The sequence below is a fragment of the Akkermansiaceae bacterium genome (assembly GCA_017798145.1).
In the GTDB taxonomy this organism is placed as follows: domain Bacteria; phylum Verrucomicrobiota; class Verrucomicrobiia; order Verrucomicrobiales; family Akkermansiaceae; genus Luteolibacter.
On the sequence record CP059069.1, the window covers coordinates 1288377 to 1304269 of the forward strand.

Consider the following 15893-nt stretch of genomic DNA (forward strand, 5'->3'; position numbering starts at 1 on the left):
AAGCAACCCCTGCACCGACAAAGCCACCACCCACCGGCATTCCCTTTCCGTATCCGCCATGTCAGACCGCGAAAAAAAACTCCTCGCCCTCCTTCTCCTCGCGGGCTTCGTCATCCTCAACTTTTTCCTCTTCACCGTCTATACCCAGAAAAAGGCCAACTACTCCGGCTCCCTCGACACCGCAAAGGCGGATCTGCAGCAAGCCATCGCGATCAGCGAAAGCTCCGCGCAGTATGCCGAGGAAATGGACTGGCTCGCCGCCAACGAACCGGAACCCGCCGCCTACCAGGATGTCCAGACCAAGCTCCAGCAGTTCGCATACTCACAGGCCACCAATCTCGGCCTCACCGTCAAAACCCAGGAACTCCTCCCCACCGACACCAGCGGCACCCATTACCACCGCGCACAGATCAAGATCAGCCTGAGCGGCCGTGAAAAGGCGCTCTACGATTGGTTCGGACAAGTCAACGACCCCGCCGCCTTCCGCACCGCATACCAGATCGTCCTCAAGCCCAACAGCCAGGACGACACCCTCATCGACTGCACCGCAACCCTTTCCCAATGGTTCCCTCCCGCAACATGAAAACCTCATTTCTCCCAGCCCTCATCGCTTTCATCCCCGCCATCGCACTTGCGGATATCCCCAGGAAAGCTCCGCCCGTGAAGTACACCGGCCTCTACACCAACAGCCCCTTCACCTCCAAGCCGCCCGCCCCCGAGGCCGCACCCACGGCCAACCCCCTCGAAGACTACACCCTCGCCGGCATCGCACCCGTCCCCGGCGGCTACCGCATCACCATCATCAACAAGAAAAACCCGGAGATGAAGGAAGTCATCGAGCCGGGCGGAAACGGCCAGTTCAAGGTCGTCTCCGTGAACCGGAACCCGGGGAAAACCCTCGGCACAACCGTCGTCCTCTCGTCCGGATCCATCCAGGGCACGGTCTCCTTCGAGCCCGAGCTCATCACCCTCAAGTCAGCGCCCGCCGCCGCCCCCCAGCAGCAGCAGGGCAACCTCCCTCCCGGCATCACCCCGGCCATGGCGGGACAGGTGAATGCCAACGCTCAGAACGGCGGCAGCCCAGATGTCCGTCAGCCCCGCCCCCGCATCGTGCCGCCACCCGCCCCCGCCGGCAACAACAGCCCCGGAACACAGGGCAGCAGCCGGGACAGCCGCTACCAGCCCCGCAGCGACCGCCGCAGATAGATCATTCCAACAACCGCAACCTTTTCCACCTACCCACACAACATGCGCCTTTCCCCGCTCATCCTCATCCCCTTCCTGGCATTGCCGGCCCTCTCGCAAAACGAGGAAGTCCCCGCCATCCCGGGAATCGTCCAGCCTCCCGCCGTCCCCATTCCTGCCCCGGAAGCCCCCGCTCCTGCCCCGGAAGCCCCCGCTCCCGCCGCGAACCTCGGCGACACCGTCATCAACGAATCCATCGAGGAACTGAAACTCTCCGGACAAGCCCTCGCCGATCTCTACCGCCTCTACACCGGACGACGCGTCATCGTCTCCTCCGCCGCCAGCCAGGCCGAGTTCCAGTTCATCCAATACGCATCCCCGCAGGATCCCCTCACCTACCGCGAGGCCGCCGAACTCCTCAAAAAAGCCGCAACCATCGAGAACTTCATCTTCGTCCCCGCCACCGACCTCCCGGGCGTGGATTACCTCACCCTCGCCACCGCTGGCGTGAAACCTGCTGGCATCGGCATCGGCGTCTACACGGAAAACGACACGCTCCCAGAGGGCGATGCCGTCATCTCCTACGTGATGAGCCTCAGCTACATCAAGCCGGATGAGGCCGTCCGCACCTTCACCCAGATCATCGGCCAGTTCGGCGCCTTCGGCTCCATCGCCGCCGTACCCAACGCCGCCTCCGTCGTCATCACCGAAAACACCTCCCTGATCCGCAAGCTCATCGACCTCAAGGCGGAGATAGACAAACCATCCTCCCAGGTCGCAACCCGCTTCATCGACGTGAAATATGCCGATGTCACCGAACTCGCCACCACCCTCAACGAGCTACTCGGCCAACAGCAAACCACCAACAACACCGCCGGTGTCCAGCGCGCGCCCCAAGCCCAGCCTGCCGCCAATGGCAACATAGCCATCAACATCGAGGGCGGGGCAGGAGCCACAGGTGCCGCCGGCGAATCCACACCCGTGCAGATCATCCCGGACGCACGCACTAACCGCATCTTCGCCATGGGCCGTCCCGTCGATCTCCTCTTCGTCGAGGGTCTTGTCCGCGAATTCGACACCCAGACGGACAACCGTAACTTCCTGCGCCGCAAGCTGAAGTTTCTCGCCGTCGCCGATTTCCTGCCCATCGCCGGGGATGCCCTGACCCGGGCCTTCACAGGCACCGGTACCGGGGAAGCCTCCCAGTCGCAATCATCCGCAGGCGGCGCGAGCCGACAGCAGAACACCCGACAGCAATCCAACAACGGCCTCTTCAACAGCGGCGGCCAGCAAGGCAACTCCTTCGGCGGCACAGGCGGCGCTGGCGGCTCCTCCGCCTCCCGCGGCAGCGCACTCTCCGATCCCCAGGTCAACTCCGCCCCCGAATCCCTCCTCATCGGACGCACCCAGCTCGTCGCCGACAACATCACCAACTCCATCGTCATCCAAGGCCCCCCATCCGCCATCGAGATCATCGAGAAACTCCTCGACCAGGTCGATGTGAAGGCGGACCAGGTCATGATCTCCACCGTCTTCGGACAGCTCTCGCTTGGCGACACCACCGAGACCGGCGTGGACTGGCTGCGATCCTTCCGTGGCAACGACAAGGGAGGCGTCGCCGGATCCATCATCGGCGGCGGCCCCGTCAACAACAACGACCCCACCGGACTGCTCACACCCGTCACCGGCATAACCGCAGGTCTTTTCCCCAACCAGAACGGCCTCTCGCTCTACGGCAAGATCGGCAACTCCCTCGCCGCATACGTGAACCTGCTCTCCACGGACAGCAATTTCACCATCCTCTCACGCCCATCCATCTACACGGCCAACAACCAGAAGGGCACCATTTCCTCGGGTCGCCGCATCGCCGTCCCCACAAGCAGCAACCAGTTCAACAACAGCTTCAGCACAAACATCGAATACCGCGATGTCGTCCTCAAGCTGGAGGTCATCCCGCTCATCAACTCCCAGGACGAGGTGACGCTCCAGATCGCCCTCGTCAGCGATGATGTCATCGGCAACACTCCCATCGAGGGCGTGGGCCTGGTCCCGATCATCGGCACCCGCGAGTTGCTGACCACTGTCACCGTCCCCAACAACCAGACCATCATCCTCGGCGGACTCATCACGACCAACGATTCCGAGGATGTCACCGGCATACCCATCCTCAGCGACATCCCCGGCATCGGACGCCTGTTCTCCACCAAGACCAAGGGCATCAACCGCGACGAACTCATGATCTTCATCCAGCCCTCCATCGTGAGCGGCAGCAACGCGCTCGACTACGTCCAGGCGGACATGGACTCCCGCTACAACGTCTCCGGTGATTCCCGCACCTTTGCCGATGGCACCGTCCTTCCGCCCCTAGACCCAGTCGATGAAAAGGGAGCCTCCCCACGCGGCAACACCCGCATCCCCGCCGCCGTCCCAGTGGAGGAAAAAAACTCCACCCGCCCCATCAAGCGCCCTATCCACAGGCAATGAGGAACCGCGTTCTCCGGAACGCGACACAGGCTGATCCTGCCCGGTCGGTGCCCTGACCAATCATGCAGCAGGCACCGACTCCCCGGCCAGTGGGTGAACTTTCCAAAAACACCGCCTTTCATCACTTGCTGGTTCCTGCGCAGATGAGTTGCACTGCGCAATCCAGGATCACCGGTGCGCGGGTCGATCCGCCCATCCACGCATCGTCTCAAGCCACCGCCACCTGCCGGTCCACATCCTCGCGCAGGTTCTCGATGATGTAATCCTGCCTGCTGGGCGTGTTTTTCCCCATGTAGAAGGCCAGCAGCTCTTTCACGCCCTTACCCTCCTCATACTCCACCGGATCCAGCCGCATGTCCGGCCCGATCATGAACTTGAACTCGTCCGGCGAGATCTCACCCAAGCCCTTGAAGCGCGTGATCTCCGCGTTCTTGCCCAGTTTTGAAATCGCATTCACACGCTCTTCCTCGCTGTAGCAATAGATCGTCTCCTTCTTGTTCCGCACCCGGAACAGCGGCGTCTGCAAAATATAAAGGTGCCCGTCGCGGATCATCTCGGGGAAAAACTGCAGGAAAAACGTGAGCAACAGCAGACGGATGTGCATCCCGTCCACATCCGCATCCGTGGCGATCACCACCCTGTTGTAGCGCAGCGATTCGATCCCGTCCTCGATGTTGAGCGCCGCCTGAAGCAGGGCGAACTCCTCGTTCTCATAGACGATTTTCCTCGGCAGCGAATAGGTGTTCAGCGGCTTGCCGCGCAACGAGAACACCGCCTGCGTCTCCACATCCCGGCTCTTGGTGATCGATCCCGAGGCCGAGTCCCCCTCGGTGATGAACAATGTGCTTTCCTCGCGCCGCTTGTGCTTCGAGTCGAACCTCACCCGGCAATCCCGCAGCTTCTTGTTGTGCACCTTCGCCTGCCGCGCACGCTCCCTCGCGATCTTCTGGATGCCTTTCAGATCCTTCCGCTCGCGCTCCGCGGCCATGATCCGCTTCTGGATCGCCTCCGCCACCTGCGGGTGCTTGTGGAGATAGTTATCCAGCGATGATTTCAGGAAATTCCCGATGAACGTCCGCAGCGACTCACCCTCCGGCGCAATCACCGCCGAACCCAGCTTGGTCTTCGTCTGGCTCTCGAACACCGGCTCGATGATGCGCACGCAGATCGCCGCCTCGATCCCGGCGCGGATGTCCGATGGATCATACTGCTTCTTGTAGAAACCGCGGATCACCTGCACCAGGGCCTCGCGGAAGGCGGCCAGGTGCGTCCCTCCCTGCGAGGTGTTCTGGCCGTTGACAAATGTGTAGTAATCCTCGCTGCTCTCGGCACAATGCGTGAAGGCGATCTCGATATCATCCCCCACCAAATGGATGGGCGGATACAGCGCCTCGGTCTCCATCTCCTCCCTCAGCAGATCCAGAAGCCCGTCCTTCGAGCGGAATTTCTTGCCGTTGAAAACAACGGTCAGCGCCGGGTTGAGATACGAATAATACCGGCACATCTTCTCCACGTGCGGATCGCGGAACTTCGTCTTCGCGGGAAATATCGTCCTGTCGATGTCGAAGGCCAGCCTCGTCCCGTTGAGCCCGTCGTCCTTGCGCGGGTTCTTCATGTCCACCGCAAGCTCGCCCTTGGAGAACTCCAGCGCCTTGGTCTCCCCGCCGCGCCATGCCTGGATCTCGAAGAATTCCGAGAGCGCATTCACCGCCTTGATCCCCACCCCGTTCAAGCCCACGGATTTCTTGAACGCCTCGCTGTCATACTTCGCGCCCGTGTTGATCTGCGCCGCGCAATCGAAGAGTTTCCCCAGCGGGATCCCCCGCCCGAAATCACGCACCTCCACCCGGCTCTCGTCGTCGATGTCGATCCGGATCTCTTTCCCGTGCCCCATGATGTGCTCGTCGATCGAGTTGTCCACCGCCTCCTTGAGCAGGATGTAGATCCCATCGTCCGCCGAGGAACCGTCACCCAGTTTCCCAATGTACATCCCCGGCCGCAGCCTGATGTGCTCCCTCCAATCCAGTGACTTGATGTCGTCTTCCGTGTATCCCGCTGCCATTTGTTACGCGTTTCTAAAATGCCCGGAGCACCAGCGCAAGCGTTGAGAAGAGGAGTCGGCATGCCTGCAAGATTCACCATCCATTGTTCCGCATTGCCATCCGCCCGGAATCCTCCAATCTCGCGGCATGTCAGCTGAAAACACTTTCTGGAAAGGCAGCCCCTCGCAATGGCTCAACATCGGCCACTTCGGCGCGGCGATCCTCATCACGGCGGCCATCGCGGTTGGCGGCGTGTTTTTCCCACCGGCCTTCGTCGCGCTCATCATCCCCTTTGCCTACGCCCTGTGGCGCTACCTCACCGTCCGCTGCCAGGTCTTCGAGGTGACAACCGAGCGGCTGCGAATCACCACCGGGATACTCAACCAGCACATCGATGAGGTGGAGCTTTACCGCGTCAAGGACATCCTGGTAGAGCGGAAATGGTGGATGAGACTCACCGGCCTCGGCAGTGTCCACCTGGAAACTTCCGACCGCTCGCTGCCCAAGCTCGATATCCCGGCTATCCGCGACTGCATCGGCCTCCGCGAGGAGCTTCGCAAGCTCGTCGAGGCCATGCGAGACAGGAAACGCGTCCGCGAAATGGATTTCGATGAAACCGGCGGCGAGGACGGCTTCGGGGATATCGCAGGGCCGGCCTGAGGCGGGGCGACCGTATCAGGCCACCTTCGGCTGAACGTCCGGTATGGATGGGCCGCGGGGCTGCATGAAGTTCGTCTTTGCGCGCAGGATAAGCGTGCCAAGGCAGAAATCCGCGAGCGGCAAAACGACGTTGAAGTTCTTGTGCATGTAGCGGTGGTGCAACAGGTGATGGCCGTTGAGCTTGCGGAACCATTCGGGCTTCTCGACGCGACGCGCCTTGGGAAGATGCATGCACCAGTGGATGTATTCGTAGATGCCGTAGTAGGCGGAAAACGCGATCGCACCGCCAGCGACAAAACCCCATGATCCGACGCTCCATGAGCTGAAGAGCCACGAGATCGCCGCGAACGGGATCGCACCGATGAGGACGAGCACCGCACCGTTCCACCACGCCATCGGGATGGTTTCCTTGTCCTTCTCGTTGATCAGGTGATAGGTCTCGTCCGCCTTGAAGACCTGGTGATGGACAACGGCGTGCGCCTGGAAGGCATAGCGGAAATTCCAGACCGGCCTGTGCATCACATACTTGTGCAGGGTCCATTCGAAAAAGGAGCCGAAGACGATGCCGACGGCGATGCCCGAAAGGCACCAGATGATGAATTGGGTCATTGTATTGATGGCCCACAACAGGGGCGCAAGAGGGGGTATAGGCGGACTGGCAGGAAAACAAGCATTGCTTTTGCCTGATTCGTCATTCCCCGCTGCGCTTGATCTTCGCATCCACCGGAGCGGGCCGCCCGGCGATGTCTTTTGAAAGGACGCTGATCGCGGCGGAAAGCTGGGTGTCCCTACCCGCCGCCTGGTCGTCGGGCCCAAGCGGCACAAGGACATCGGGGACGGCGCCGTTGAGCTCCAGGTCGCGGCCGCTTTTGGAATCAAACCAGCCGCGGAAAGGCACTTGCAACTCGCCCATATCCGGGATGCTGACCGGCACGGCGGAGATGACACCTCCGTTGGTGGGCTGCCCGACAAGGGTTCCCCTCCCCAAGCGCTTGAACGCATGGCAGAAAATTTCCGCATTCGAGAAAGTGTTGCCGTTGCAAAGCACCACCATCGGGCCATCCCAAGAGGGGCTGATGCGACGATCCACCGGGTAGCCGCGGGGGCCCCCGCGCGGCACCGTGAAGGTGTGCGCAGGCTGGCAGAAAATGCCCAGCAACTCATCCGCCACGCGCCCGCCCGCGTTGTCCCGCAGATCGAGGATCAGCCCTTCGGAAACGAGGGACGCCCTGTAGACCTCCACCGCAAGCTCGCGCAGGTCTTCGGATTTCATCCTGCGGAAAGGGAGGTAGGTGATGCCTTGCTTCCCCGCAGCCTCCTCCGCTGCCAAGATCTTGGCCGCACGATCTAGGCTGCGGATTTCCCCGTAGCTCACGGGGACCAGTTCCATCGCCCTTTCCGCACCCGCCTCATCCGCGACGACGATGGGCAGGGACACCCCTTCCGCCCCGTTGAAGAAACCCTCCAGAGGAGAGCGCGCATCCACCGCCTTGCCGCCGATGCGGAGGATGGACTCACCCGCCCGCGGCGGATAGTCCAGCCGTGAAATCGGCGAGCCCGGCACCGTCCCGGCAACCACCAGCCGCCCCTCCAGGCTCTGGGAAAATAGGATGCCCGGATGGGCGGTGGGCTTGCGCGGGGATTCCGGAACCGATTTCACACCCCACGGCTTGGTGAGGAAAGTGAGGTGCGATGCGTTGAGCTCCCCGAGCAGTTCCCCAACCACGCGGTCAAACTGACGTGAATTCCGGGATGCGGCCGCGGCATCCTCATACCTCGCCAGCATGGCGGGCCAGTCCCTGCCGTTCATCGCCTCATCGTAGAAACGCTCGGAAATCGTCCTCCAAATGCGCCGAAAGCCCAGCCTCATGAGTGCGCCGCGATCCTGGCTGACGGATAACCCGAAGCGGAACTCCGCCTCCCTGACGCGCCCGAAGCAAACCGTGGGCACGCGATCCAGTCGCCAGAACATCGCCCCGTTATCCGCAATGCCCGCCGGAATCCCCCGGAAATCCGCATACTCCCTAACCTCGCCGCCGCCGATGGGCTGGGCATAGACCGTCTTGTCCGCGGTGTCCCGGCTCTGGAAAAGCACAGACCGGGAATCGGGCGCCCAGACAAGACGGGTCGGCTCGCTGACATCCGTATCGACGGGCCGCAGGGAATCCGCGAGCGTGGCGAAATCCGCCTCGCCCTTGATCAGCTTTCCGGCGGCATCGAAAACCCACATCCTTGCCATTTCATCCGCATCGCGCCGCGAGAGAATCACGATCCTGCTCCCGTCCGGCGACCATCTCGGCGACCCATCAAAGGCGGGATGCGCTGTCAGATTGTGGGCTTGTTCCGATCCGTCCGCAGGCACGATCCAGATATCGCGGTTCGAGTGAATGTCCTTGGCCGCGACGACGAGCCATTTCCCGTCCGGGGACCAATCATAGGTCGGCGAGTCCCAGCATGGCATCACGGTCTTCTCCTCGCCACCGGCAACGGGCAAGGTGACAAGATCCCCCGTTGCCTCGATCCACGAGAGCATGGAGCCGTCAGGACTGAGCCTAAGGCTGCGTTTTGAGCGCTCTGAGGAAGACAAGACCGTGATCACATCCATCGCAAGAGAGGCGGAGCAGACCTCGGCGCGGAGACCGTCGTCCCTCAGGAAAAACAGCGTGGAACCATCCCGGGAAAGCAGCGGATCTCGCTCGTCGCTGGCATCCGTTTCGGTGAGGCGCACCGCCTGCTCCGCACCGGCGGACATCGTCCAGAGATCGCCCGCCGAGGAGAAAACGACCGATTTCCCATCCCGCGCGAAGGCGGTGGATGATGTGCCGCTGACTTTCAGCTTGCGGATGAAACGGGATGGCAATTTCTCCGTGGCAAAAAGGTCGATCTCCTCCGGCGCCTTGCCGGATTCCGGGAAAAACCGGTACACGCCCTTACCCGCGCGGAAAACCATCGTCTTCCCATCGGCGGAGAGCGCTGGGTTCACAACGGAATCTTCCTTGAAAAAAGTGATCTGCCTGGATGCTCCCCCGCCCGGTTCGAAAAAGCGTATGTTGAATGTCCCGGTCTCGTTGGAGAGATAGTAAAAGCCCTTGCCATCCGGATGCCACAGCGGCGTGCGCGCTTCCCAATCCCCGGCCACCAGCTCGCGGAAGCTACCGTCCTTCGCATCAAAGAGGTGGATCTGCGAAGCCCTTGCACCCCTGTAGCCGTAGCGGAACGGCTGCTCCCCTCCCCGGCAGAAGAGATAGCGCATGCCATCCCCAGAAACCGCGGCGGAATGCGCCGTCGCATCGAAGAGCATGGTCTCCCGGGTCGGCTCCAGAAGACTGATCCTCAGCAACCGGAACGGGCGGTATCCGGAGCTTTCCCGCTCGCCCCGGGCGATTGCAAAGGTGCCGTCCGGCGAAATGTCGTTGAGCATGCAGCCCTCGGTGTTGGCGCTGTGCCTGCGCGCATCGCTGCCATCCGTTTTCACGGAATGGATCTGCTGGCTGCCGCTGCGCTCGGAGGTGAAAACGACACGTTTCCCGTCCGGGGTGAACTTCGGATAGGAATCGCGGGCGGGATCCGTCGTCAGCCGCACCGCTTCCCCGCCCGCCGATGGCGCGAGCCAGATATCATCCAGCCACTCGAAGGCCAGCGTCCCGCCGTCCGGCGAGAGCGCGGGCCACGCCATCGCATTCACCGCAGTCCTTCCGGCGGAGAATGCCGTGAGGAGAAAAGCCATCGCTAAGACCAGCAGGGTGGGACGCATGGCCAAAGGCAAGCCCCCATCACGGCGGGGAGCAAGCGGTAACTTCCAGCCGCATTTCCTCTCCAGCGGCCTTGCGGAGATCCTCCGCGCAGCTAGCCTCACGGAAGTGACCGAACCCGAGCTCCCCGTTTCCCCGCCCAGGGCATGGGTGGAAATCCAAATCCCCGCCCTGCTTGCCAATCTCGCCTTCGCGCGCGAGGCATCCGGCTGCGCGATCATGGCCGTCGTGAAAGCCGGGGCATACGGCCATGGCCTCGAGGAAATTTCCAGGGCGCTCGCGGACGGCGGGGTTGAGTTCCTAGGGGTGGCGAACATCGGTGAGGCGCGCAGGATACGCGAAGCCGGCATCGCCACCCGCATCTACCTGCTGGGCGCGACATGGGAGCAGGAGCGGGAGGAAATCGTGGCACGGAACATCACGCCCTGCATCTCCACCGTCGAGGAAGGCATCGCCTTCGATGCGATCGCAGCACGCCGGGGCGTGACCCTTCCGGTTCACATCGCGGTCGATACGGGAATGGGGCGCGGCGGTTTCCTGCCGGAGGGCATCGCCGGGAAAGTTGCGCAGCTCGAGGAACTGGCGAACCTGGAGATCGAGGGCATTGCGTCCCACCTGTCCTCCTCGGACGAGGACGAGGAATTCACCAACAGGCAGATCGCATCGTTTGAGGAAACGGTGCGCACGCTCGGCGGGGCGCAGCGCTTCCGCTGGCGGCATCTTTCCAACAGCGGCGGAATCCTCGGCTATCCCCAGGGCTGCTGCAACCTCGCACGCCCCGGCCTCATGCTCTACGGGGTATCCCCCTTGCCCGCCCTCCAGGAAAAGCTCCGCAATGTGATGTCCCTGAAATCCCGCGTCACCCTCGTCCGCACCGTCCCCGCAGGACATGGCATTTCCTACGGGCGCAGCTTCGTCACCACCCGTCCTACCAGTATCGCCACAGTCGGAATCGGGTATGGCGATGGATACCCGCGCCATGTATCGGGAAAAGGGGCATGCGTCTTCATCCGCGGCGAACGCCATCCCATTGCAGGGAGGGTCACGATGGATCAGATCGTCGTAGTCCTGCCGGATGACAGCGAAGTCCGCAACGGCGACGAAGCCGAACTCTTCGGGCCGAACATCCCCGCCGCCGAAGTGGCCGCGCTGGCGGACACCATCGTGTGGGACATCTTCACCGGAATCACACCCCGGGTCCAGCGCATCCATCTCGGCGCAGCCCCCGCAAAATGAAAAGGCACCCGCCCCACAATCGGGAGCGGATGCCGTGAATTTTCAGGCTAACCCGGGATCAACCCCAGTCGTCGTTGCCACGGCCGCCACCCTTGTAGCCACCGCCGCCGCCGCCCTTGTAGCCGCCGCCACCGCCACCACGGCGATCTCCGCCGTAGCCGCCGCCACCGCCGCCGCCCTTGTAGCCGCCGCCGCCGCCGCCGCGGCGTTCACCGCCGTAGCCACCGCCGCCTCCGCCGCCACTGCGAAATCCGCCCGGACGGGCTTCCTTCGGCTCGGAGGCGTTCACGCGCAGCGCGCGTCCCTGGTAGTCCTTGCCGTCGAGAGCCTCGATGGCCGTGTTCAGCTGGCTCTGATCACCGAGGGTGACGAAAGCGAAGCCCTTTGACCGGCCGGTCTCGCGGTCGGTGATGATCTTGACCCGGTCAACAGGGCCATAGGATGCGAAGAGTTCGGTAACGTCTTCCTCGGTAGCGGTGTAGGGCAGGTTGCCCACGTAGATGTCCATTTTTTCTTATTCTTGAGTCACGCCATCACAATCAAAGCTTCCCGAGACCATGGCGTAAAAGACCGGACGAAGCGCGTCACTCCGGATGTATCCCGTATTGACACCTGCGGATTACCCATATCCTCGGGTTTTGGCAAGATTTGATTTTTTTTGGAAAAACCGCAAAACGCACTCCCCCACGTCAGCGAAGACACGCATTTCACCGGGATCGAAGCCATTCCCGGAAACCACAAGGCAGGGCACCTGCTCGCGGGTGTGATCGGTGCCCGGGTGGTAGGGGTCGTTGCCGTGATCCGCCGTGATCATGAGAAGCTCATCGGGATGCAATCCCTGCAGGAACCCGCCAAGCCAAACATCGAACTCCACGAGGCACCTCGCATATCCCAATGGGTCGCGGCGGTGCCCGTAGAGCGAATCGAAATCTACGAGGTTGGCAAAAATGAATTCTTCCTGATCCGCACGCTCCTCGCAAAGCGAGCCCACCAGCGCCATCCCGTGCGCATTTCCCGCCGTTGGATGGGACACGGAAATCGCTTTTCCGGCGAAGATGTCGGAAATCTTGCCGACACCTATCACCTCTACGTGCTTCGCCACGAGATCGTCGAGCACGGTTCCGCCGGGTGTCAGGGAATAGTCGTGTCGGTTGGCCGTCCTCCGGAAGCCGGAGGTTTCATCCCCCGTGAAAGGCCGCGAGATCACACGGCCAACCCTCATGCCCCGCTCGTCAAGGAGCCGTCGCGCCGTGCGGCAAACATCCTGCAGCCTGCCCTCGCCAAACGTCCCCTCATGCGCCGCGATCTGGAGAACGCTGTCCGCACTGGTGTAGAGGATGGGGAAGCCCGTACGGAGATGCTCCCCGCCAAGTTCCTCCAGGATCTGCGTACCGGAGGCCGCCTTGTTGCCGATGAACTCCGTGCCGCATGCCGCCGCAAGGGTGTCCACGAAACCCTGCGGGAACGATTCGCAGGTGTAGAACGGCTCTTCCAGCAGACAACCCATCAACTCCCAGTGCCCCGTTGTGGTGTCCTTGCCAGCGGAAACCTCCGTCAACCGGAAGGCCGACGCGCCTTGCCTAAGCGGCCCGGATGGCTCCCTGCCCATCAGGCCGGCCAAGCCGAGCGAATCGAGATTGGGAAGCCTCAGGCCGGGAATCCCCTCAAAAAGGTGCCCCAGGGTATCCGCTCCCGCATCCCCGTATGCAGCGGCATCCGGAGCGCCGCCGCAGCCGACGGAATCCAGCACGATCAGAATTGCCCGTTTGCCCATGCCCCAAACTTTCAGAAATCCACGCTCCGTCCACGAAAAAGGGCGGAGGTTGCCCCCCGCCCTGTTGAGTTATCATTCGAACCCGATCACTCGGGCAGATCGAGGGGACGATCAGGGAGAACCCCGTCAAAACCTCCGCCGCCGCTTGGCGTGACAGGCACCGGAGGAGCCCCTGCATCAACTCCACGCAGCGGACGCCCGGTGGCATCGATGATTTGTGCGGTGACAAAGATGATCAGGTTGCTCTTGATCCGGTTCTCGCCCTTGGATTGGAAAAGGCGTCCGATCAGCGGGATATCTCCAAGGATAGGCACTTTGTCTTCCACGTTCTGCACGTCCTCGCGCATCAGGCCACCCACGGCGACGGTGTAGCCGTCATAGATGGTGAGCGAGGTGTTGACGCTCCGCTTGGAGAAGACCGGCATCTCGATGCGGTTTTCGGTGATGATCGCGTTGACCGGGTTTCCGAAGATGTCCGTGGATGGCGATTGGATGGGGCTGCCGTAGTTGATGAAGCCCTCGAACTCGACGATCTCGGGGAGGAAACGCAGGTCGATCACGAAATCGTTCTCACCGATGGTCGGCTCGATCTCAAGGGTGACACCCGTGTTCTTCGTCTCGAACGCCGTCGGTGTCGCCGGTGTGGCAATCCCAACACCGCCGCCGCCGCCGCCAAGGAAACCGCCGCCGTTGTTGTTCTGCTGCGGGAGCTCCGGGGGTTCGTATTCGGTCGGGTAGATGAATTCGCGGATGACCTCGATGGTCGCCTTCTGGCCGGAGCGGGCGGTGATCGAAGGCGCTGTCATCAGGTCGATGCCCTTTTTCTGCGAAAGGCCGCGCATGATCATCTGCACTTGGCCGTCCGAGAACAGGCCGGTGAGGCCGAGGATGCCGGGCGCCACGTTGGCAGCCTGCGCAGTGCGGCTCGGGTTGTTGAGGATTGCATCGATGCTGTTGCGGTTCACCGCCTGATCACCGCTGCGGAGACCGCCGGTCACGATGTTGCTGACGAGATCCGTTCCCGCAGGGATGCCGGGGATGGAGGTTCCGTTGACGGGGCTGACAAAATCGGCACCGGTGCGGGAAGCACCGCTACCTATCGTTCCGCCGGTTCCGAAGAGATGGCTCTTGGAGAGGCCGAAGGGCGTGACAATCCAGTCGAATCCGAGCTCATCGTTGTTCTCCTGGGTGATTTCAACGAATTTCGTGGTGATCTTGACCTGCTTGGGCTGGTCGTCGTTGAGTTCGATGAGCTGTTCGATCTTATCGAGTTCCGACGGGGTGTTGGTGACCAGCAGGGAACCGGAGGATCCCAAGGTCGCCGAGCTGCCATCGGCAAAGACGATGCCCGCGTTGCGTAGAAGCTCGATGATGGGCGGGCGGGCACTGAGCAGGCCACCCGAAGCTCCTGCACCTTCCGCAAACGGATCGGCTTCCGCCGCAGCGCCACCCGGTGTGCCGGCTGCGAGCTTGGCTGCGAAGTCCGGCGGGACACGGAACGTGCGTGTGAAGAAATCCTCGCCGATCTCGGTCTGTGGAACCAGCGTGACCGCAAAGTCATCCACCTTGTAGCGCAGCTTGGTGGCATCGCAGATGTATTTGAGGGCGACGGCAAGCGGCACGTTGCGGAGGCGCAGCTCGTTGATGCGGAGGGCGCCCGGATCGTTGCCACCGAGCAGCGAGCCTTCGCCTGCTGCCGCGTCGAGCCCTGCGTCAGCACCGCCCAGAGCGGTGTTGCGGGGGCGGCGGATCACGAAGTTGACGCCTTTCCTATCGGGATCGAGCTCCAGGACATCGAGTTCCGAGGCACGGAGGCGGAGGAAGTCGATCGCCTCCTCCACGGTGGTGTCCTCGAAGTCGATCCTCGGGATCACAATGCGGCGCAGCTTTTCGGTGATGTATGCAACACCGTCGGACGAGCCTGAGTTGGTGATCTGTTCGGTAAAGATGGGGAGGGTGGCCGGAACGGAGAGCTCCCAGGCCTGATCGACCTGCATGAGCAGTTCGGCGCGGGTCTGATCGTAGGCGGCGCGGTAGTAATCGCTTTTCGCGGCGGCAACCTTCTCCATCCCGCGGCGTGCGGCGGTGTTGTAGGGATCGATGCGCAGGATGGCCTCGTAATCCGTCTTGGCGGCATCGTATTTGCCGAGGTCGAAGTTGCCCTGTGCCATGTAGAGGGTGCGGCGCACCTCATCGACATTCTGCGTATGCTCGTAGGTGAGCGCTGGGTTGGTGCGGATCGGGTCGTCGAGGTAACCGAGCTCGGCCTTGGCCGCGAAATTCTCCGGATCGACATCGGGCGAGAGAACCTTGTCGAGCAGGGCGCGCGCCTCGTCGTATTTGCCAACCTTGCGGAAGGACTGTGCCAGGGCGACGCTGGCCTTGGCGAGGTGATCCGTGTAGCTGGCGCGACGGTCGGAAAGGGTGGGTGCATCTGGCAGGGTGCTGAGCGCTGCGCTGAACTTGTCAACCGACTGCTGGTAATCCGCCTTGGCGTAGGCTTCGCGACCCTGGATGAAAAGGCGGTCGGACTCAGCCACGGCTTCCTGGCGGCGAATGATCTCGCGCTGGGCAAGGCCGCTCACTCCGGAATGGGCACCTTCACCCGCCTGGGAGGATGAGATCGCGAAAGGCATGGTCGAGGCAAGAGCCATCAGGGTGGCTATGCTGCGGTTGGAATGGTACAGAGGCTTTTTTTGCATAAGGAACGTTGAGGGTTTTGGCTGTAATCGTGGGGTTTGGAAAGCGTTTTTTATCGAA

At 62.3% G+C, this 15893-nt stretch carries 11 protein-coding genes; 5 read left to right on the top strand and 6 right to left on the bottom strand.

Annotated features, from left to right (window positions below; all coding sequences use genetic code 11):
- Window positions 1-58: 58 nt before the first annotated feature.
- From HZ994_05505 to HZ994_05515, 3 genes are read left to right on the top strand one after another with little or no spacing between them, the layout of a single operon-like run.
- On the top strand, window positions 59-583 hold the full coding sequence (locus HZ994_05505) for a hypothetical protein (protein QTN31805.1): 525 nt from the start codon (window positions 59-61) through the stop codon (window positions 581-583).
- A complete protein-coding gene (locus HZ994_05510; GenBank protein QTN31806.1) occupies window positions 580-1206 on the top strand; it encodes a hypothetical protein in 627 nt (208 codons plus the stop codon). The genes HZ994_05505 and HZ994_05510 overlap by 4 nt, the downstream gene beginning before the upstream one ends.
- A 42-nt stretch (window positions 1207-1248) precedes the next feature.
- Window positions 1249-3669 carry a hypothetical protein gene (locus tag HZ994_05515; protein ID QTN31807.1) on the top strand — a complete coding sequence of 807 codons (2421 nt, stop codon included), beginning with the start codon at window positions 1249-1251 and terminating at the stop codon, window positions 3667-3669.
- Between the two features lie 208 nt (window positions 3670-3877).
- On the opposite strand, the gene HZ994_05520 is transcribed toward HZ994_05515, so the two are convergent.
- On the bottom strand, window positions 3878-5731 hold the full coding sequence (locus tag HZ994_05520; GenBank protein ID QTN31808.1) for a type IIA DNA topoisomerase subunit B: 1854 nt from the start codon (window positions 5729-5731) through the stop codon (window positions 3878-3880).
- Window positions 5732-5858: 127 nt separating this feature from the next.
- On the opposite strand from HZ994_05520, the gene HZ994_05525 reads away from it, so the two are divergent.
- On the top strand, window positions 5859-6371 hold the full coding sequence (locus HZ994_05525) for a PH domain-containing protein (GenBank protein ID QTN31809.1): 513 nt from the start codon (window positions 5859-5861) through the stop codon (window positions 6369-6371).
- 15 nt (window positions 6372-6386) lie between these two features.
- On the opposite strand, the gene HZ994_05530 is transcribed toward HZ994_05525, so the two are convergent.
- Window positions 6387-6980: a sterol desaturase family protein gene (locus HZ994_05530; GenBank protein QTN31810.1), complete on the bottom strand. Its 594-nt coding sequence runs from the start codon at window positions 6978-6980 to the stop codon at window positions 6387-6389.
- A gap of 82 nt (window positions 6981-7062) precedes the next feature.
- A complete protein-coding gene (locus HZ994_05535) occupies window positions 7063-10098 on the bottom strand; it encodes a PD40 domain-containing protein (protein QTN31811.1) in 3036 nt (1011 codons plus the stop codon).
- A 25-nt stretch (window positions 10099-10123) separates the two neighbouring features.
- Here HZ994_05535 and alr point away from each other — a divergent pair, with 25 nt between their 5' ends.
- Window positions 10124-11359, top strand: a complete 1236-nt coding sequence (gene alr / locus HZ994_05540; protein QTN34325.1) for an alanine racemase — start codon at window positions 10124-10126, stop codon at window positions 11357-11359.
- A gap of 58 nt (window positions 11360-11417) precedes the next feature.
- On the opposite strand, the gene HZ994_05545 is transcribed toward alr, so the two are convergent.
- The 3 genes from HZ994_05545 to HZ994_05555 form a co-directional block, all read right to left on the bottom strand.
- Window positions 11418-11867: an RNA-binding protein gene (locus HZ994_05545; GenBank protein ID QTN31812.1), complete on the bottom strand. Its 450-nt coding sequence runs from the start codon at window positions 11865-11867 to the stop codon at window positions 11418-11420.
- Window positions 11868-11978: 111 nt separating this feature from the next.
- Entirely contained in the window at window positions 11979-13133 is a 1155-nt protein-coding gene (locus tag HZ994_05550) for a phosphopentomutase (GenBank protein QTN31813.1), read from the bottom strand.
- Between the two features lie 86 nt (window positions 13134-13219).
- Window positions 13220-15835 (bottom strand): type II and III secretion system protein, encoded by a 2616-nt coding sequence (locus HZ994_05555; protein ID QTN31814.1) that lies wholly within the window; start codon window positions 15833-15835, stop codon window positions 13220-13222.
- Window positions 15836-15893: the final 58 nt, after the last annotated feature.